At 54.7% G+C, this 20,170-nt stretch carries 16 protein-coding genes; 6 read left to right on the forward strand and 10 right to left on the reverse strand.

Annotated features, from left to right (window positions below; all coding sequences use genetic code 11):
- Positions 1-165: 165 nt before the first annotated feature.
- From mltG to gmk, 3 genes are read left to right on the forward strand one after another with little or no spacing between them, the layout of a single operon-like run.
- Entirely contained in the window at positions 166-1,320 is a 1,155-nt protein-coding gene (mltG, locus tag BJF95_RS15900) for an endolytic transglycosylase MltG (protein ID WP_245297375.1), read from the forward strand.
- Positions 1,321-1,351: 31 nt separating this feature from the next.
- The gene (locus tag BJF95_RS15905) at positions 1,352-2,242 is read left to right on the forward strand and encodes a YicC/YloC family endoribonuclease (protein ID WP_075640459.1); all 891 of its coding nucleotides are present in this window, start codon (positions 1,352-1,354) and stop codon (positions 2,240-2,242) included.
- Positions 2,243-2,246: 4 nt separating this feature from the next.
- On the forward strand, positions 2,247-2,909 hold the full coding sequence (gene gmk, locus BJF95_RS15910; protein WP_075640460.1) for a guanylate kinase: 663 nt from the start codon (positions 2,247-2,249) through the stop codon (positions 2,907-2,909).
- A 67-nt stretch (positions 2,910-2,976) separates the two neighbouring features.
- On the opposite strand, the gene rsmA is transcribed toward gmk, so the two are convergent.
- The 7 genes from rsmA to BJF95_RS15945 form a co-directional block, all read right to left on the reverse strand.
- Positions 2,977-3,804 (reverse strand): 16S rRNA (adenine(1518)-N(6)/adenine(1519)-N(6))-dimethyltransferase RsmA, encoded by an 828-nt coding sequence (rsmA, locus tag BJF95_RS15915; protein ID WP_075640461.1) that lies wholly within the window; start codon positions 3,802-3,804, stop codon positions 2,977-2,979.
- Entirely contained in the window at positions 3,804-4,835 is a 1,032-nt protein-coding gene (gene pdxA, locus BJF95_RS15920; protein WP_075640462.1) for a 4-hydroxythreonine-4-phosphate dehydrogenase PdxA, read from the reverse strand. The genes rsmA and pdxA overlap by 1 nt, the downstream gene beginning before the upstream one ends.
- Positions 4,836-4,846: 11 nt before the next feature.
- A complete protein-coding gene (locus BJF95_RS15925; protein WP_075640463.1) occupies positions 4,847-5,797 on the reverse strand; it encodes a SurA N-terminal domain-containing protein in 951 nt (316 codons plus the stop codon).
- Between the two features lie 240 nt (positions 5,798-6,037).
- A complete protein-coding gene (locus BJF95_RS15930; RefSeq protein ID WP_075640464.1) occupies positions 6,038-8,377 on the reverse strand; it encodes an LPS-assembly protein LptD in 2,340 nt (779 codons plus the stop codon).
- Positions 8,377-9,459, reverse strand: a complete 1,083-nt coding sequence (lptG, locus tag BJF95_RS15935; RefSeq protein ID WP_075640465.1) for an LPS export ABC transporter permease LptG — start codon at positions 9,457-9,459, stop codon at positions 8,377-8,379. The genes BJF95_RS15930 and lptG overlap by 1 nt, the downstream gene beginning before the upstream one ends.
- On the reverse strand, positions 9,456-10,640 hold the full coding sequence (gene lptF, locus BJF95_RS15940; protein WP_075640466.1) for an LPS export ABC transporter permease LptF: 1,185 nt from the start codon (positions 10,638-10,640) through the stop codon (positions 9,456-9,458). Before lptF ends, lptG begins: the two co-directional genes overlap by 4 nt.
- A 66-nt stretch (positions 10,641-10,706) precedes the next feature.
- Positions 10,707-11,561 (reverse strand): phosphatase PAP2 family protein, encoded by an 855-nt coding sequence (locus BJF95_RS15945; RefSeq protein ID WP_075640467.1) that lies wholly within the window; start codon positions 11,559-11,561, stop codon positions 10,707-10,709.
- 235 nt (positions 11,562-11,796) lie between these two features.
- On the opposite strand from BJF95_RS15945, the gene BJF95_RS15950 reads away from it, so the two are divergent.
- Positions 11,797-13,287 carry a leucyl aminopeptidase gene (locus BJF95_RS15950; protein ID WP_075641078.1) on the forward strand — a complete coding sequence of 497 codons (1,491 nt, stop codon included), beginning with the start codon at positions 11,797-11,799 and terminating at the stop codon, positions 13,285-13,287.
- Positions 13,288-13,302: 15 nt separating this feature from the next.
- Positions 13,303-13,752, forward strand: a complete 450-nt coding sequence (locus BJF95_RS15955) for a DNA polymerase III subunit chi (protein ID WP_075640468.1) — start codon at positions 13,303-13,305, stop codon at positions 13,750-13,752.
- A gap of 62 nt (positions 13,753-13,814) precedes the next feature.
- On the opposite strand, the gene BJF95_RS15960 is transcribed toward BJF95_RS15955, so the two are convergent.
- From BJF95_RS15960 to BJF95_RS15970, 3 genes are all read right to left on the reverse strand, one after another.
- Complete coding sequence (locus BJF95_RS15960) at positions 13,815-14,651, reverse strand: polysaccharide deacetylase family protein (protein ID WP_342587950.1); 837 nt, start codon at positions 14,649-14,651, stop codon at positions 13,815-13,817.
- 153 nt (positions 14,652-14,804) lie between these two features.
- Positions 14,805-16,709: a HAMP domain-containing methyl-accepting chemotaxis protein gene (locus BJF95_RS15965; RefSeq protein WP_075640469.1), complete on the reverse strand. Its 1,905-nt coding sequence runs from the start codon at positions 16,707-16,709 to the stop codon at positions 14,805-14,807.
- Positions 16,710-17,377: 668 nt separating this feature from the next.
- Positions 17,378-19,261 (reverse strand): ABC-F family ATP-binding cassette domain-containing protein, encoded by a 1,884-nt coding sequence (locus BJF95_RS15970; protein ID WP_075640470.1) that lies wholly within the window; start codon positions 19,259-19,261, stop codon positions 17,378-17,380.
- 169 nt (positions 19,262-19,430) lie between these two features.
- Here BJF95_RS15970 and BJF95_RS15975 point away from each other — a divergent pair, with 169 nt between their 5' ends.
- On the forward strand, positions 19,431-20,114 hold the full coding sequence (locus tag BJF95_RS15975) for a glutathione S-transferase family protein (protein ID WP_075640471.1): 684 nt from the start codon (positions 19,431-19,433) through the stop codon (positions 20,112-20,114).
- Positions 20,115-20,170 lie beyond the last annotated feature (56 nt).

Genomic DNA, 20,170 nt, shown 5'->3' on the forward strand with positions numbered 1-20,170 from the left:
TTGGGCCTTTCATCCTGTAGAATGCCCCGCCACACTCACAGGGGACCCGTTTTTTGCCGCAATGTTTGCCCACAAGCGGCGGAACTGAATCGAAGAGGAGTGACGGTGAGCGAGCGCGTCGACGAAGAAACCACCGGCAACAGCGGTGAAGAGCCATCCCGAACGGTGACACAGGTTGCGAGAACACCCTCGGAGCCGCCCAGACCAGAGCGTGTGCCGCAACTGCCCAAGCGTTCCCGTCGTGCTCGTAGCCAGTTTGTGATTTTTCTCAATTTTTTGATGAGCTTGGCCGTTTTCGCCTGCGTTCTCGCGATCGCCGGATTTTACTATGCTTTCTCCGTGTTCCACGAACCTGGCCCTTCGACGACCAACGCTAATTTCATGGTGCGCAATGGTGCTGGCCCTTCTGAAATCGCCAGCAATCTCGAGCGCAACGGATTGATTTCCGACGCGCGCATTTTCCGTCTGATGAGCAAAACCTATCTGAACGACGGCGATACGCTGAAGACCGGTGAATATGAAATCAAGGCTGGAGCCTCGATGAGCGATATTCTCGAGCTATTGCGTTCGGGGAAATCCATTCTCTATTCGGTCACCATGCCGGAAGGCCTGACTGTCAAACAAATGTTTGAACGGCTTGCCGCTGATCCGGTGCTGGAAGGTGATTTGCCCAAGACGTTGCCCACTGAAGGAAGCTTGCGCCCCGACACTTACAAATTTTCACGCGGCACCAAGCGGCAGGAAATTGTGGATCAGATGCTGGAGGCGCAGCAAAAACTGGTGGACCAGATTTGGGAAAAGCGCTCACCCGATCTGTTTATCAAGACCAAAGAGCAGTTCGTAACCCTTGCCTCCATTGTCGAGAAGGAAACCGGCAAGGATGACGAGCGTGCGCATGTCGCCTCGGTCTTTCTGAACCGCCTGCAAAAAGGCATGCGGCTGCAATCGGATCCGACCATTGTGTATGGCCTGTTTGGCGGCGATGGCAAGCCTTCGGATCGGCCGATCTATCAATCGGACCTCAAAAAAGAGACGCCGTATAACACCTATATCATCAAGGGTCTGCCGCAAGGCCCGATTGCCAATCCTGGCCGGGCGGCGCTGGAGGCTGTTGCCAATCCCTGGCGCACCAAGGATCTCTACTTTGTTGCCGACGGCACAGGCGGGCATGCTTTTGCTGCGACGCTGGAGGAGCACAATGCCAATGTGAAAAATTGGCGCAAGCTTGAGGCCGAGCGTGGCGCTGATCCGGCAGAAAGTGTGGATGGGCAACCGGAGGTCGATCCAACAACAGTTCCCAAGCCGGTGAAAAAGAAGTAATTTCGCGGCTTGCGAAGATGGAAGGTATCTTATGACGTTGCAATCGATGACGGGTTTTGCTCGTAACGAAGGCTCCTGTGGCCGTTATCGTTGGGCGTGGGAAATACGCTCCGTCAATGGCAAGGGCCTTGATATACGCCTGCGGCTGCCACAAGGGTTGGAGGCTCTGGAAAGCGACATCAAAGTGGTGATCGGGCGTCACCTCTCCCGTGGCAATCTTCAAGTCGCATTGTCTTTGTCCACCGGCGACAATCGCATGGAGGCCGTGGTCAATGAAGATGCACTGAATGCGGTGCTTGCGCTTCGTGCGCGCTTGGGCACCGATGTGGTTGATAACAGCCCCTTGTCTCTGGATGGATTGCTTTCCATCCGTGGTCTGGTTGATTTTCGTGAAGTTGAGGATGATGCAGACGCGATCAAAGCGCGCGAGCATGCCCTTATGGCCGGCCTGGAAGAAACGGTTGTCCAGCTGACTGAGATGCGCCAGCGCGAAGGAGACGCGCTGAAGGCCGTGCTTCTCGATCAGGTGAACAAAATTGAACAGCTGACGCTCTCGGTCGAGCAAGATCCATCACGCGGCACCGACGAGATCCTCAAGAAGCTCTCAAGCCAGGTTGCCGCCTTGATGGCATCTGCGCCGAGCCTCGACAAAGATCGTCTTTATGCTGAGGCAGCACTGCTGGCCACCAAGGCAGACTTGCGCGAAGAAATTGACCGTTTGAAAGCCCATGTCAGTGCCGCACGCCAGCTTTTGGCTGGAAGCCTTCCGGTTGGACGCAAGCTCGATTTTCTGGCGCAGGAATTTAATCGCGAATCGAATACAATTTGTTCTAAGTCCAATGCGGCGGCGGTCACATCTGCCGGCATCGAGTTGAAAGTGGTCATTGATCAGTTTCGTGAGCAAGTCCAGAATTTGGAGTAGGGCCATGTCCACCATAACGTCTCAGCGTGTTTCGATTGCAAGGCGTGGCCTTATGCTGGTGATTTCCTCGCCCTCGGGTGCGGGTAAGTCCACCATTGCGCGCACGCTGATGGATATTGATAAGCAAATCGGCATGTCGGTCAGCGTGACCACGCGTGCGCGCCGCCCCAGCGAAATTGAGGGCGTGCATTATCACTTCATTTCGCAGCGCGAATTTGAGCGGCTTCGAGCCTCGGATGCGCTGCTGGAATGGGCCGAAGTACATGGCAATTTCTATGGCACCCCACGTGAGCCGGTTGAAGTGGCGATGTCCGAAGGCCGCGATATGCTGTTTGATATCGATTGGCAGGGCGCACAGCAGCTTCAGGAAAAAATGGCGGCCGATGTTGTCTCGATCTTCATTTTGCCGCCGACCATGACCGAGCTGCAATCGCGCTTGCATCGCCGGGCAGAAGATTCGGAAGAGGTTATCCAGACCCGCCTGCACAATTCCCGCGCGGAAATTGAGCATTGGCGCGAATATGACTATGTGATTGTCAACGACGACCTGAACGCCGCCTTCGATGCCGTTCAATCCATCGTCAAGGCAGAACGTCTTCGCCGCGATCGCCGCCACGGCATGTTTGATTTTGTGCAGGAACTGGTCACAGAGGTTCCAAGCCTGTAAGATCCAAAAGGTCAACACCGCCACGCGCTTTATAGAGCATGCGGCGGTGTTAAACTGTGCGTACTGATCAGATCAGATTGGCAATTTTGCAAAATTCCTCGACAGAAAGCGTCTCTGCCCGGCGCGAGGGATCAATGTCAGCGCGGTTGAGAAGTGCTTCGCCACCAATCGGCTTCAAGCTGGCACGCAGCATCTTGCGGCGTTGGCCAAAGGCGGTCTGCGTCACTTTTTCAAGCTTGGCAAGATCGCAGGGCAGGGGCTCCGGCCGCGGGGTGAGATGCACCACCGTTGAGGTCACCTTAGGCGGCGGTGTGAAGGCCTGCGGTGATAAATCAAAGGCCATATGCGCCTGCGTCAGCCAGCCACAGAGCACACCCAGACGGCCATAGTGATCGTCATCCGCTTGCGCAACAATACGCTCACCGACTTCTTTTTGAAACATCAACGTCATGGACTGCCAAAAGGGCGGCCACTGCCGGGGTGTCAGCCAATTGACCAGCAATTGCGTGCCAACATTATAGGGCAGGTTCGCAACGATCTTGATCGGGCCTTCGGGGGCGATGGCTTCGAAATCCACCTTGAGGGCGTCCCCCTCAATCACCTCCAACCGGTCGGGATAGTGATCGGCGATCTCGGCCAGCGCTGGCAAGCACCGGCTGTCACGCTCAACGGCAATCACCTTTTTTGCGCCAAGCGCCAAAAGTGCACGGGTCAAGCCACCGGGACCGGGGCCAACCTCAAACACGGTGGCCTCGGTGAGGTCGCCTGCGGTGCGCGCTACTTTCTGGGTGATGTTGAGATCGAGCAGAAAATTCTGCCCCAATGCCTTTTTCGCATCCAGCCCATGGCGCTGAATGACATCCCTCAGCGGCGGGAGACCGTCCAATGCAGCCATCAGGAGGCAACCTGCAAACGCGCGAGGCTAATCTTATCGGCGAGCTTCAGGGCGGCCACCAGGCTGTTTTCTCTGGCAATGCCCTGACCCGCAATGCCAAACGCCGTTCCGTGATCGGGAGAGGTGCGAATAAAGGGCAGGCCAAGTGTGACATTGACGGATTCGTCAAAATCCAGTGCCTTGAGCGGAATTAATGCCTGATCATGATACATGCAGATCGCCACATCATAACGGCGGCGTGCTTCGTCATGGAACATTGTGTCGGCGGACAGCGGACCAAATGCGTCAATGCCCTCGGCCCGTAGCTTTGAGATAGCCGGTGCGATGACGGCGTCGTCTTCAACGCCTAGCGCGCCATTTTCGCCAGCATGGGGATTAAGCCCGGCAATCGCCAGCCGTGGTGCTTCAAGCCCGAATTTATCGCGCATATCGGCATGAACAATACGGCATGTCTTGAGGATCAGGTCTTGCGTCAATGCATCCGCGACCGTGCGAAGGGGGATGTGAATGGTCACCGGCACAGCCCGCAGCTTTGGACCCGCCAGCATCATCACAGGCATTGAAGCTTGCCCTGTTGCCTTCTCAGACAAGGCGGCCAGAAACTCTGTATGGCCCGGAAAGCCAAAACCTGCTTCGTAAAGCACAGATTTGGCGATGGGGTTGGTGACAAGCGCACGGACTTTGCCCTCAAAGCAGAGAGACACGGCCATCTCAATCGCGCTGATGGTGCCGCGTGCCGTTGCCATATGTGGCTGACCCGCCACAACGTCTATTCCCGCAGGGATTGGGAGAACGGGAAACGCATCCGAAAACACCTCTGCCGCCTGCTCGGGCGTGCATTCCTTGAAAGGAATATCCAGCCCAAGGCTTCGTGCGCGTGAGCGCAACACGGCGGGATCACCGAGAAACAGAAAGGCGGGAATGCCCATCTCTTTACGCTTTACCCATGCTACCAGGCTGATGTCTGGACCGATGCCAGCCGGGTCGCCCTGGGTGAGTGCAAGGGGTGTGTTCTCGGAAAGAGCGGACATGTTTCTTGCACTCACGGGTAAACGATCTGGGCCTTGGAACGGAGATCCGCAAGATATTTCGCGGAGTTCGGATCTTCCTTGCTCTTGTCCTGCTTGCCAAGATCTTCGGCGCGGAACACGGCTTGCGCGGCCAGATCGTCTGATACCTCTTTGCGGCTGCAAATGGCGATATATTCGACGCCACGCTCTGTGACCAGCGTGCCGGTGGTATTGCCCTTGGCACCTTCAATCAAAGGCTTCCATTCGGTTGGCAGTTCTGGCTGCAACACCCGGCCAAGATCGCGAATCGACACATCAAGATAGTTGCGGGCAAATTCCATTGCCTGATCGCAGCCAGGGAATTTGCCGCGTGAGGCTTCCGCTTCGGCTTTTCGCTTGGCCAGAACTGCATTTCGTTTGTTCGCGGGAACAACGAAGATCACTTGCTTCAACGCGTATTCAGTCGTCTGTGGTTTTTGCTTGTTCTCCAACAGGCGCGTGACCATTTCCTGATTGGTCAGCTTGTCTCTGGAGGAGTAGCGGGCATTGACCAGACGTGGCCAGCTCATTTGAACGGCGATGTAGGATTTAAAATGCTCTGCGCCGACGCCTGCCTTGTCGAGAATCTGGGTCATTTGGGCTGGTGTCAGCTTGTTGGACGCCGAGAAACGGGCAAAAGCGGCATCGACTTCGGCGACGCTCACCGACATGCCAACCCGCGCCACTTCCTGGCGCTTGAGCTGCTCGTCGATCATCTCTTCTTTTGCCATCTTGTTCAGGTCGCCTTTTTCATGGCGAAGCTTCAAGAAAGCAGCACGGCGCGCAATATCTGTGTTGGTAATCGCGACCTTGTTCACCACAATGGCCACACCGGTTGCGGCGTGAGCGACGCTTACAAACATAGTCGGCGTGAGGCTTGCCACACTCACCAGGGCGACTGTGCTCACCAGAGCTACTCGCAAAATCTTGCTGCCGAAGGTCATTAACATGTCCCTTTCCCGCACCACATCAATCCTGTGGTGCCGTCCTATACCTGCACTTAAGCAGGATCGTTTGCACAAACGGTGCGGCAAAACAATGGCTACTGCATAATTCCTGAAATCGAAATCGATTTAAGGAATGATAAAACATCGCCGCGCTCTCAAGACCACTGAAACGCAGTCTTCTATGAAAATGAACCACCCCAGATTGGCTCAGGGTGGTTATTGATCATCGCGCATCCATCAGTCGGTGCTGGTCGGGTTGAGATTGCCCACGCCGATATCGCCGAGCGTGCGGAATGTCAGACGCGCGCCGATCGACCAGTCATTGGCAGCGGTTGATGTGTCGGTGCTTTTGCGCTTGTAAACGATAGAGAAGACGGTGCATTCGTCCGTGTAGGAGAAGCCAACGCCGTAGCGATCAAGCCGATCCTTCTTCAAATCCCAATAGCTTGCGCCAAAAACCGACCAGTAATCGTCAACCTTGATCTGCGTCGTATTCTGGATCTCTTGCCGCTCGTAGTTATAGCCATAGTTTGGCTGAGCCGCGATCTGGCTATAGACGAAGTTGGTTTGCAATCTGTCGTTTTGATAGCCGACAGACGTATCCGTTCTCTTCAGCTCAAGTGAGCTGCGGTCGATCCGGGCGTTGATGGCGGTTGACAGGCCAAATGGCGTATCAACACCGACCATACCAACATAGTCAGACACAGTGTTTTCGAGGCCCGACTCATTGCCAGCATAGACCAGATCGCTTGAAGCAAACGAGTTTTGACCAGCAAGCTGATAGGACTGACCAAAAATGCTGCGAAGCGTGTAGCCGCTGTCGAGTGAGCCTGTGTAGCGCAAGCCAATGTTGGCGCGTGTGCCACCTTCAACCCGGTCAAAACCGGAGAATTTGTCACGCGAGAACAGGTTTGTGGCATTGAACACAAAGCTTTGCGCATCTTCATTTGGCAATCTGCCAGCGTCCTGCTCGTCAGGACGCACAAAAATTTGTGCAATTGGCTCAAGTACGCTGTTGCTGTTGGGCGTTGTCAGCAACCAGGGATAACGCACTTCCAGCCCTGCGGTGACCATGGAGCGGGCAATGCCTGCGGTATCGTCGTAATTGCCTGTATAGCCAACAGGGTTATTCATATTGTTGCCAAACACGTCGCCACGAGCGGCGAGGATTGGCGTGAGCAACAAGCCCTCCGAGGTGTCAAACGTCCGCTTCCACTCAACTTCCGCGGTCAAGCGGCTCATATTGCCCTTGAGGCCCTGATACTTGATAGGGGAGGTGGATGTGACGTTGAAGAAGTCGTTGTTGTAGCGTGTCAATGCCGTGAAATTGACGACAGCCGAGAGTTCGCCGCCCATGAAAGGTTCTGGCGCATAATAGCTGTAGTCAATTGTTGGCGTGACAACAGGCTGCTTGCGCTCTGCCACATTGTTGTTGTCAGCATCCTGAACATCAAAATAGTAGGCGCGCATGTCGAAGGAATTACGATTGCCACGACCACTCAGATAGACCTGATTGGTATGGGTGCTCTCGTTGAATCCCTGCAGATTGTAGGTACGCGAGAAATTATTGTCGCTTTGCGCCATGACATTCCAGCCGAATGTCCAGCGAGGATTGATCGTGAACGCGCCGGTTGACCCGACCATGCCGCGAAAGTCTTTCTTCGAGTCGGACGTACCCGCGTTGAAAGCCTGCTTGTTCATCTGATCGATGGTGGCAAAGCGCAGAGTGGCAAGCCCGTCTTCGAACTGATGACGCACTTCGGTGTCCAGCAGCACGCCCTGGTTGGAATAGCCACCCAGCCTGATCGTCGCATCGGTTTGTGGAGAAATTGCCCAATAATAGGGAGCAATAACCCCAACTCCGAGGTTTTGCGTTGTGCTAAACTGTGGGAACAGGAAGCCTGACTTCCGCTTCACCGTATTGTCTGGCACGGTCATCGCCGGAATCGTCGCGATGGAATGGCCAAAAAGCTGGAAACGGGCCTTTTCCAGACGGATTGTATGGGTCTTGCCGTTCTGGATAACGCGTTCTGCCTTGATCTGCCAAATCGGCGCACGGCCTTTTTCAGCACAGGGCAGACAGGCGGTGTAGATGCCCTTGTTCAGGATCATCTCATCGCCGTTCACACGCTGGCCGGATACTGCCGCCATACGGGTATTATCCGGTGTTTCAATGCGAAGACTATCGACAAAACCGCTGCCGAAATCATCGGTCACATCCAGTTTGTCGGCATAGATCCGATTTCCGCCCGGTTCGATCAATTCAATGTTGTCGTAGGCCATCAGGCGGCCAGACTTTTGATCATACTCGATGCGGCGGGCTACCATTTGGTAACCAGCATAGTTTATCTGAACGCCGCCAACGGCGGTGACCTTTTGGGCGTCCTTGTTGTACACGAGTTCGTTCGCTGCGAGCATCAGCTTCGCATCGTCGGGAACCTTCGGCGTCAAAGCACCCCGGCTGGTCTTCTCCTGCGCGTATACATCTCCAACAGGAGCTACGTATGCACTCAGAGCGACGCCTGCCAAAAGGGCTGCTAAAAGCCTACTCACGCTTCCGCGGTCACTTGCCGCCACTAACCATCCTCCTGATGAAGCAGAATTGTCGCACCCAATGCCATTGCCACAATCACTGGAGACCAGGTTGCGACGAATGGCGGAACCACACCACTGCTTCCGAACGCCTTTACAAGCACTGTTGTCACATAAAGCACGAAGCCTGAAATGATTCCACCCAGAATCACGGTTCGTGACTGGTTGAAACGACTGAATTTGAGAGAAACAGTTGCAGCAATCAATGTCATTGCAACGAGAAGGAACGGCATGGAAATCAGTGAATGAAACTGGGTTTCCAACCTTTTCGTCGATATGCCAAAGGAATGCGCGACTGCTATTTTGTTAGAAAGATCATAAAAAGCAACAGTATCAGGCTGTGCGAGACGCTCTTGTAAAAACTCCTGCTTCAAATTGGTACGAACTTTCACCGATGCGAGATCCAGAGGCTTTTGACCCGGGCGAGTCTCAATAACATCATTAAGCACCCAGTAACCATCTTGCAACTTCGCTGTGGAAGCATCCTGTCGATAGGCGATCCGACCGTCGCTGTCAAAGTGGATAAATACCGGCTGGGTCAGCAAGGTGCCATTTTCCAGCACTGATGATGCACCGATGATGGTGTCGTCCTTGCCAGTGATCTGACGAATCCACGGAACGTCATTGTTGCTCACGCTGCCCGAATCGCCCCACTTCGCTTCCTGAGACAGGGCAAATTGCTGTCCAATGGCCGCAAGCGGGTTGAGAATCACGGAACTGCCGACACCGAGCAGGAAGGCACCGAGCAAGAACGGGAACATGAACTGCCAGACGGAAATGCCCGCCGCGCGCGCAATCACCAGCTCGGAGCGACGATTGAGCGCAATCAGCGCCGTCATGCCCGCAAACAGCGCAATAAACGGAACTGTCTGCTGCAAGATCAGAGGCAAGCGCATCAAGGTGAGCAGCATCACGCCGATCAGGGATGAGCCTTTGGCATCGGAATAGCGGCCACTGACCTCACTAAAGTCGATCAGAAATATGATGGCGGCCACACCGATCAGAAACCAGAAGACGGTGATGGCGTAGCGCTTGAGAAAATAACGGCTGAGTGTACCGATGATCATACGCCGCCCCCATTTCCGGAGTTTTTGCCGCGCAAGCCCGAAAGGCGCGCCTGAGCCGATGCAATGAAGGTGTCAATCGCGTGCTGCAATTTGGAACGCCTCCGCGCTTGCTTTTGGCGATACAGCATTGCTGCGGCAATGGCCCCACTGAGTAACGGCGTGGCGTACATCAGATAGACATACGCGCTGTTGTTTTCGACCTTGTTGGCGGCATAGAAGGCAAGCCATCTCAACAGAAGGGCAATCACCAGCGCCGAGACCATCGGATGCAGCCGCGCCTCGCGGTGCGATTTCGCGTCGCCTGCAATGACCAGAGAAATCAGCGCAAAGGCAAACGGCAAAAGCCACTCGGTCATGCGCTTATGCAATTCCGCCGTATAGGCACCGGGGCGCGCTTGATAATCGGGATCATTCTTATCGGGATTGAGCAGAAAGCCCAGGCTTCGATCGCTTGGGCGCATTGATGCCTTGCCGCGCTGTTCTGTCAGATCAGAGAGGTCAAAGGCGTAAGAATCGAAGTGAACAATAGAGACGTTTTCGCCCGGCGCTTTGCGCTGCACTTCGCCATCATGCATGATCAGCGCTGTGCCAGTTTTATCCACGGCACCTTCGCGGGCGTAGTAAATCAGCGTGTAGTTCGGGTCACGATAATCAGCAACGAACAGGCCCTTGAGAACGCGTCCGGCCAGCCGCTGCGAGATCTGGACATAGAGCCCTTCCTCAACTTTGCGGAAGTTTTTCTCTTCAATCACCGTGGAGAGAAGGTCGGCATAGGCGTTGGCGATCATATCTCTTGCGGCAGCTTTGACCTTGGGCTGCACATCATTGGTGATGAACAGCGTGAGCAGGCTTATCGCCAGTGCAAACAACAGGATCGGCCGCAGGATGATGGAGCGCGAAGCGCCTGCCGCATCAATGACCGGCAGTTCCGAATCATTGTTCATCGCAGTGAGGCTTTGTGTGATGCCGATCACCAGCGCAAAGGGCATCACAACGGGAATGATTGTCGGCAAAATAAGCGTTGCCAGCTGGGCAAATGCACCGATGGATTGGCCGGTGTCGGTCACTAGATTGATGCGTGCCAGAACCTGCGTCGTCCAGATAATCGCAAGCACCGGCAGCAATGCCGTCAGGAACATTTGCGCGACACGCCGCAATATATATTTTTCGAGAAGCTTCATGCCTGACCCTGCTTGTGGCCTCTATTTGCCCTTGGTTCTGGTAAAAGACAAGGGCTTGTTCTGCAATCACCTGTGCAGGATTGACGATGGCTTGGAATTTGAGCGCTTTTGCGGCCTGTCAAACACGTGGTACACGGCAAAGACCCAGGCAAAAATGACCGGCGACGACAGCCAGCCCAGAACCGCATCCGAGAGATAATGACCTCCAAATGCCACCCTCAGCAGGGCCGTGGCGATGGAGGCGATGACCAAAGGCGGGCCGAGGCGAGATCGCCAGCTCGAGGGAATAAAGGGCACAATACAGATAATAATGCCGGCACCTGCGGCCTCGCCCGAGATGAAAGAGCAATTGCCATCGCAGGCACCGGCAAAACTACCGGCCGGCATGAAATGCAGGGTGCCACCAAAAACATCGGTTTCAATGGGGCGAGGTCTTCCCGACCACTCTTTCAGAATGACATTGACGACAAGAAACGGGCCTATCAAGGCTGCCAGCAGCGACAAGGCGAGTTTTGCGATCCAGTCGTGGTTTTGCTGTTTCAAAATCGGAAATTCGCTGATGCGTTTGTCCTTTGCTTCGACCAACGCAATGATCAGCGCCACCAGAACACAGACGCCAGTGATATGCGGCACGTAGAACAGGATTTTGCGAATCACCTGAACCACACCATTGTGACTGACGGGAAAGCCACCGCAGACAAGGCGGCTCACGCCAGCACCGCATTCTGAGGCGCGAAAGAAAAAGCCGGCGACTGCCAAATCGATCTCGGGCAGGGCGTAAAACGCAAGCAGCAAAGCAAACCACAGGGCAGACAGCGCGGTTGCGGTGCCTATGGATGCTTTTGACAGGTCCGGCACGCGGGCCAGTCCTTCCCAGAGTGTTTTGATCGTGTGCACAGAGGTGCGCGCAATGGGGCTCATGGTTCACTCTTGGTCTGTCGGCTTGATGGGTCTGTCCGCTTGATGAGTCTGCTCTGGCAGGCAGTTGCGCTGGCTTATTACCCTGTGACGGGGAAAAGAGCCAGATGCCTCACCTTTGCTTTATCGTCCGCTGCCTTTTGCACATCAAATTTCGGCTTTGTCGGTCTATCTGTTGCAATCGGGTTCAAAACCGACATGATCGGCCAACCTTCAAAATGAAATGCCGGAGTTGACCATGGCTGCCAAGCTAGAAATATCCTTTGCGACATCTGCCACGCTGCAAGGCGGACTTGCGCTGACGCTGAAAGAGGCAGAAAGCGCGCTGCCCGCAGCAGCCGCCGAGCTTGATCCTGCTGGCACGTTTGCAAGAGCCGCCGCAACAGCGCAGTTCAAGGCCAAGGCAATGACGGTGCTGGATTTGCTGGCACCTGCGGGATCAAACTTGGATCGTTTGATCGTGGTTGGCGCAGGCAAGGCGGCTGATCTGAGCGCTCATGACTGGTTGCGGCTTGGCGGAACCGTGGCCGCCAACCTCAAGAAAGCCGAGGCTGCCACCGTGTTTGTCGATGCCGAAGGCCTTGATGTGACACCAAAGGCTGTCTGCGATTTTGCCGCAGGCATGATGCTGCGCAATTACACCTTTGATGATTACAAGACCAAGAAAAAGGATGATGATGAGGGTGCCGCCGTCATCAAGGTGACCATTGTCACCGCCCATGCGGATGCGGCCAAGGCCTTGTTTGAAAAGGACGGCAAAGCCGTGACCGATGGCGTGTTGCTGGCTCGCACCATGGTCAACCTGCCGCCCAACGTGCTTGGCCCGGTGGAGTTTGCCGATCATGCCAAGGCGCTTGAAAAGCTGGGCGTTGAGGTTGAGATTCTCACGGAAGTGGAGATGAAGGCGCTGGGCATGGGCGCGCTTTTGGGTGTTGCCCAAGGATCCGTGCGGCCACCGCGTTTGGCGGTGATGCAGTGGAAGGGTGACAAAACAGATGCTCAGCCGATTGCCTTCATTGGCAAGGGCGTGGTGTTTGACACCGGCGGTATTTCCATCAAGCCAGCAGCAGGCATGGAAGATATGAAGGGCGATATGGGCGGTGCGGCCGCCGTGATTGGCCTGATGCATACGCTGGCGGCGCGCAAAGCCAAGGTGAATGTTGTTGGCATTCTCGGCCTTGTGGAAAACATGCCGGATGGCAATGCCCAGCGTCCGGGCGATATTGTCACCTCGATGTCCGGCCAGACCATTGAGATTATCAATACCGATGCCGAAGGCCGTTTGGTGCTGTGTGATGCGCTCTGGTATTGCAACGACCGTTTCAAGCCTGCCTTCATGATCAATCTGGCAACATTGACGGGTGCCATTCTGGTGGCGCTGGCCAATCTGCATGCTGGCCTGTTTTCCAACGATGATGAACTGGCAGAGCAATTGCTGAAAGCGGGCCTGAGCACCAATGAGCGCCTGTGGCGGATGCCGCTTGGCAAGGATTACGACAAGATGATCGATAGCCGCTTTGCCGATATGAAAAACTCCGGCGGACGGCTGGGAGGCTCGATTACGGCGGCGCAATTCTTGCAACGCTTTGTCGGCGACACCCCTTGGGCGCATCTTGATGTTGCCGGAACCGCGATGGATTCGCCAAAGGATGAAATCAGCCAGTCCTGGGCTTCTGGCTTTGGTGTGCGGCTCCTGGATCAACTGGTGCGTGATGCTTATGAAGCGTAAGCGGGACACCAAAGCGTGACCGACGTTCTCTTCTACCATCTCACAGAAACGAAGCTTGAGGATGCTTTACCGGCCCTGCTGGAAAAGTGCCTCGAGCGTGGCTGGACCGTGGGCGTTGAAATGCGGGATGCTGATCGGCGTGAAAAGCTCGATCAGCATTTATGGACCTATCGGGACGATAGTTTTTTGCCCCATGGCACGGACGATGCGGAGATGGCCGAGAGCCAGCCGGTGTTGCTCAGTCTATCGTCAGGCAATGGCAATCAGGCAACGGTGCGATTCTATATTGACGGTGCCGTGCCGGAGCTTCCCTTGCTCTATGAGCGGGTGGTGTTTGTGTTTGATGGCCATGACCAAAGCGAGCTGGAAACCGCGCGTGGCGAGTGGAAGCGGCTGAAAGGTGAGGGCCATGCTCTGACCTATTGGCAGCAAAACAATCAGGGCCGCTGGGAGAAGAAGGCGTAAGCGTTTGTAATGTGCGGGGACAAAAAAGGCCTATCCTCTGTTGTGGAGGATAGGCCTTTTGCTTACAGGCGCGATGCAACCATCTGATTGGATGCCTTGCCATAGCGCAGGGTCACCACTTTATAGCCCTCAGTGTTCAGACGCTTCAACAGCATGGGCAACATGGCAACTGTTCTGGTGTGGATGTCATGCATCAAAATGATGCCGCCATGGCGCTTGGCAAGCTCTGCCATGGTGCGGTCCAGCACCTGGGCGGCGCTGGCCTTGTAATAATCCTTGGTATCAACATCGACATCCATCACCACCGTGCCGCGGTCAGCCAGAGCCTGGCGCAATCTTGATGTATCGGCAAGATAGGGGAAGCGGAAGAAGCCAACCGTTTTGATGCCCGCTGCATCGCGCACAGCATTTTCGCCGCGCATGATTTCATTCATCGCCTGATCGAAGGCCATGGCTTTCAAATTGGGGTGACGATAGGTGTGGCTGCCAATGGAATGACCACGACGCAAGGTGTCCTGCACGATTTCAGGATGGCTCTTGGCCATTTCACCAACCAGCATGAACGTGGCTTTGACGTTATATTGGTCGAGATCGGCCAGAACGGTTTCGGTCTTTTTCACCGACGGCCCGTCGTCAAATGTCAAGATGACTTCTTTTGGCCCCAGCTTGATGTCGTGAATGCTCGACACTGTCAGCGTGCGCCCGGCCAATTGGGTGCTTCTGCTGCGCCCCATCCAGTTCTGTGGCTCCATCGGCACAGGGTCGCTGGCCAAAAGCGGCTTGGGACGCTCTGTCACCGGCGCAAATGCGCTGCGCATGGTCATATTGGATGGGCTTTGGCTGGCGCAACCAGCAAGGCATAAAGCAAGGGTGGCGCTGGCGAACAGGCGAGACATCATGATGTGATTCTTCGTGAAAGACGATAGAATCAGATAATCGAATTATGGTTAATGAGTTATTGACGAGAACCCGCTTTCGCCCAATATCTGACACAATTGAAAATGCGACAGCACTGTGCGTTTGATAAAACGCACAGTGCTGTACAAGTGTGTTTAGGCTGCTTTCCAGTGTCCGGTTCTGTTGGATGCTTGCTCCAGCTTGAAATGACCGATCAGCCGCGCGAGGTTGGCAGCGTCATCGGCCAGCCGATTTGTGCTGGCTGTGGTTTCTTCCACCATGGCAGCATTGCGTTGTGTGACCTGATCCATCTGCCCAACAGCGGAATTTACCTCCTGGAGCTTGTAGGCCTGTTCTTTCGCGGCATTGGCAATCTCATGCACTTGGGCATTGATATCGACAACGTGATCGCGAATCCGGTTGAGCGCATCCCCTGTTGCTGTCACCAGGCGCACGCCTGCGGCCACTTCATCGCCCGATTTGGTGATGAGGCTCTTGATGTCCTTGGCGGCACCGGCAGAGCGCTGGGCCAGTTCACGAACCTCTTGGGCGACAACGGCAAAGCCCTTGCCAGCCTCTCCGGCGCGGGCGGCTTCCACGCCAGCATTGAGCGCCAGAAGATTGGTCTGAAAGGCAATCTCATCAATCACATTCAGAATCTGACCTATCTCGCCCGATGCCTGCTCAATGCGTCCCATTGCCGAAACCGCATCATGGACCACGGAGGCAGAATCCTCGGTGCTTTGTCTGGCAATGTCCACCATTTTGCTGGTTTCCAAGGCGCGGCGGGTTGATGTGTTGACGGTGTTGGTGATTTCTTCCAACGCCGATGACGTTTCTTCCAGGGCTGCGGCTTGCTGCTCCGTGCGTTTGGCCAGATCATCGGAGGCAAAGCGAAGCTCGCCGGAGCCTGAGTTGATCATGTCGATTGAGGCGCGGACCTCACCCACAATTGCGCGCAGGACACCCATGGTATTGTTGACGTTTTGCTGCAGTTCACCAAATGCGCCCTGAAACTGCCCACGCATGGCATCGGTCAGATCGCCCTGGTTCAGGGCAGAGACAATGCGTCGTGTCTCGCTCAAACCACTGTCGATGGATTGCACCAGTTCATTCATGGACGCTGCAAACGCATTCAGGTCGGGAAAGTCGAAGTCGCGGGTGATGCGCTGGCTGAAATCGCCGGTCACCGCTGCAGCAACCACTTCGCCAATGCTGTCGCGCAATTCATCGCATTTCTGGCGCATGTGCAACTCTTGCGCGTTCATGCTCAAGACGTTCAGTCCGTTTTGCTTGAACACTTCCAGGGCGCGGGCCATGGAGCCAATTTCGTTTTGCCGCTCAAGGTAGGGAATGTGGTGGTTGAAATCGCCTGATGCGAGCGTGCTCATATTGGCCGTCAGTCGCTGGATGGGGCTTGAAACGCCCTTTGACACGAAGATCATGGCACCCACGCCTGCGATGGTTCCCAACGCAAGCACAAGCGCATTGAGAAGGACCGAAACGTTAAAGGCGTTGGAAGCGCTTTGATACATCTCCTTCGCGGCATCCACATTGGCGTCGCGGAAAATGTCAGCCTGATCGTCCATGGCGGCATAGACTTTGACCATGTCACCCACCAGAAGAGCGGAAGCCTTGTCTTTCTCACCGCTTTTGGAAAGTGCCACCATTTTGGCATCCAGCTCAAGATAGGTGGCAAGTTCACGCTTGAACACCTCATACGCCTGCCGCTCAGCAGGCAGTGAAATCAGCTTTTCGTACATGGCCATGCGGCTGCGCAGTTTTGTGCGCTCGTTTTCCAATGCGGCATCCGTTTGCGCCATCGCCTCAGCTGTGGTGCTTAGAATGTGGCGCGTTTCCAGGCCGCGCAGATTGGCCAACGAAATGTTCAGTCGATTGGTAATATCGACACGCGGAACGGCGCGTTCGGCCAATTCCTGAACATGTTTGAAAATACCCGACATGGAATAGAGGCCAAACCCGCCCTGGATGAGAAGAAGCAACATCAAGCCGGATAAAGCCCCTGCGAGTGACGTTTTCAAAGAAAAATGTGGGAGCATTCCATTGTTTCCAATCACGCTGGACGAGATGCCGTCATGGCAGGCCCATCAGATATGCTGAACCAGCGGCGCAATTCATTGCGCAGCGATTGACATGTGTTTTGGCTTCGGAGGACCCAAAAGACCTCAGGATAAAGAGATGCGAAAGCGCCGTGCCGAATACTCGGCTACGCAAGGATGCTCTGTGGTTTGTTTTCGCACCGGATTGACCCGAAGGCTGCTTGCCAGCTTTTGGCTGACGGCACCGAGCGCCGATCTCTGCCCCGTATGGCTTTCTCAATTAAAACCGTGCGCCCGGTTCGGATCAGAAAGTCAAAAGAGACACTCAGTATATTGTTGCATTGCAAACGGATGATGTTTGGGATTAATTAAAATATCTCTAATGTAAAATTAACCGTTAAAATTAATGGGATTTATTATTTTATGATTTATAATCAATTGGTTATAGTCCAGTGAAAGACATCTATGTAGCGTAAACCAAAAGCAGCACATTTATTTTTTTGCTATTATTTTCAAATAAACTTGAAACAAGATCACCGAAATTGTTCTCTCGAGATGATTATATCCTGTCTGTCTGATCCACATGTTATAAAAGCAGACACATGTTGGTGATTGATAGTCTCGAAAATCGTAACGTGTCGAGATTTTTTCTGGCGAGCCAAGTATATTCAGCCCGCCATCGCCTCTTCATATTCTGTCGAAAGCTCAAGCCATTGTTCTTCGGCCGCATTCAATTTGGCGGCAGCTTCACCGCGCTGTTTGACCTTTTCAGCGGCCTTGGCCGGATGTTTTTCATATAAAACCGGATCTGCAAGGTCTGCATCAAGGCTTTGAATCAAACTCTCGAGTTTCTTGGTCAAAGATTCGATTTCATTGATTTTTTTCTTCAAAGGAGCCAGCGCTGCCCGCTTTTCGGCATTGGCCTTGCGCTGGTCTGCTTTGTTGCCTGCATCAACGGTTACTTCAACTTTTTCTTCTTTTTTTTTACCGGATGACACGATCAGGTCCCGGTATTCTTCCATGTCACCTTCAAACGTGGTGACGGTGCCGTTGTTGACCAACCAGAGTCGGTCCACGGTCGCCTCGATCAAATGCCGATCGTGGGAGATCAGAATAACCGCACCTTCGTAATCGTTCAGCGCTTCGATCAGCGCGCGGCGGCTGTCGATGTCCAGATGGTTGGTTGGCTCGTCGAGAATCAACAGGTTCGGGGCATGAAACGCGGCCAAGCCCATCAGCAGCCGTGCCTTTTCACCTCCGGACAGGTCCTTGGCGGCGGTGTTCATCTTTTCCGTGGTCAGGCCCATTTGCGCCACGCGGGCGCGCACCTTGGCTTCGGGTGCCGCAGGCATCAACCGGCGCACATGCTCCACCGGGGTGTCGGCAGGCACCAGATCGTCCAGCTGATGTTGGGCGAAGAAGCCGATTTTCAGGCTCGGTGCCAGACGCAGATCGCCGCTTTCTGGCGGCAGGCGACCGGAAATGAACTTGGCAAAGGTGGATTTACCATTGCCGTTGGACCCCAGCAGCGCAATGCGGTCATCGGCATCGATGCGAAGGTTGAGGTTTTTCAAAATCGGCTTGCCCGGCTCATAGCCAACAGCGCCGCCATTGATGGCGATGATCGGCGAGGCAGGCTGTTTTTCCGGCTCCGGGAAGGTGATGGGCTGGACGTGATCTTCAATCACGGCGGCAACGGTGCCCATCCGTTCCAGCGCTTTCACGCGGCTCTGGGCCTGTTTGGCCTTGGTGGCCTTGGCCTTGAAACGGTCAATGAAGCTTTGCAAATGCTTTCTGGCCGCATCATTCTTGGCCTTGGACTTCATCTGCAATTCGTCGTTCTCGGCCTTCTGGCGCTCGAACTGGTCATAACCACCGCGATAGAAGGTCAGCTTTTTCTGATCAAGATGGACAATGGCATTGACGGCATTGTTCAAAAGATCACGGTCATGGCTGATGATAATGACGGTGTGCGGATAGCGGCGGATATAATCTTCCAGCCACAACGTGCCTTCAAGGTCGAGATAGTTGGTTGGCTCGTCCAGCAGCAGCAGGTCAGGCTCGGCAAACAGCACAGCGGCCAAGGCCACGCGCATACGCCAGCCGCCAGAAAAAGCCGACGCCGGACGAAGCTGCGCTGCCTGATCAAAACCAAGACCGGCGAGAATGCTGGAAGCACGCGCCTCTGCCGAATGGGCATCAATATCCACCAGCCGCATCTGGATTTCGGCAATGCGGTTTGGGTCGGTGGCTGTTTCTGATTCTTCCAAAAGCGCGGTGCGCTCCTTATCGGCAGCCAGCACGATGGAAATCAGGCTGTCTTCGGTGCCGGGCGCTTCCTGCGCCACCTGACCGATTTTGGCGGCCTTCGGAATCGAGACCGAGCCGGACTCTGAGGCGAGATCGCCAGTGATCACCCGAAACAGGGTGGATTTTCCCGCACCATTGCGGCCCACAAGGCCCGCTTTCACGCCCGTGGGCAGCGAAATCGTGGCGTGGTCGATGAGAAGGCGGCCAGCAATGCGGGCGGAGACGTCGTTAATTGAGATCATGCCCGGCGTTTTGGCCGATGTAGAGAGCAAACGCAATATGCAGATGCGCCACACTGATGAGGAACATGTGGTCATTCATGTGTTTGATGCGTTGTGTCAGTAGTTTTGATTGGAACGACGGGCTTGATTGCTATCAAGTGACAACAGTTTATTGCCGGAGAACGATTCCATGAGCAGAATTTTATATTCCCTGAGCGGCACAGATATCAGCCGTCCCTTTTCACCCCATTGCTGGAAAGCCGCGATGGCACTCCACCACAAAGGGCTGGAATTTGATGAAAAGCTGCTGTCTTTTACCGAGATTCCAACGGTTGAAGGTGGGGTCACCAAGCTTGTGCCGCTGCTTCGGGATGAGGACACGCTGGTCTCTGACAGTTTTCAAATCGCCCTTTATCTGGAAGAGACTTATCCCTTCGCGCCCAGCCTGTTTGGTGGCGAGGGCGGCAAGGCCATGGCGCGTTTTGTGGAAGGTTATTCGCAAAGCACAATCCATCCGGCCATAAGTGCTATCGCCCTGATGGATATTTATAATATGGTGGCTCCAGCCGATCAGGCACATTTTCGCAAAACCCGCGAAGCGATGTTTGGCAAGCCATTGGAAGAGATTTTCCCGGACCGGGAAGGTGCGATTGCAGCCTTTCCAGCAAAACTCCAGCCTCTGCGCCATATGCTGCGCTCTCAGCCGTTTATCGGTGGCGCTTCGCCGCTGTTTGGCGATTACATCGTGTTTGGCGCGCTGCAATGGCTGAAAATCACCACCGGTTCTGTGCATTTACCAGCCGATGATCCGGCGCTGGATTGGTTTGAGCGCTGCCTTGATCTTTATAACGGTTTGGGCCGGACAGTAGCTTAAGCGCCTTTGAATATGACGGTTGAGTGAAATTCGCGCACCCCTCTTGTCTTCACGAA

The sequence above is a fragment of the Rhizobium oryziradicis genome, assembly GCF_001939045.1.
In the GTDB taxonomy this organism is placed as follows: Bacteria; Pseudomonadota; Alphaproteobacteria; order Rhizobiales; family Rhizobiaceae; genus Allorhizobium; species Allorhizobium oryziradicis.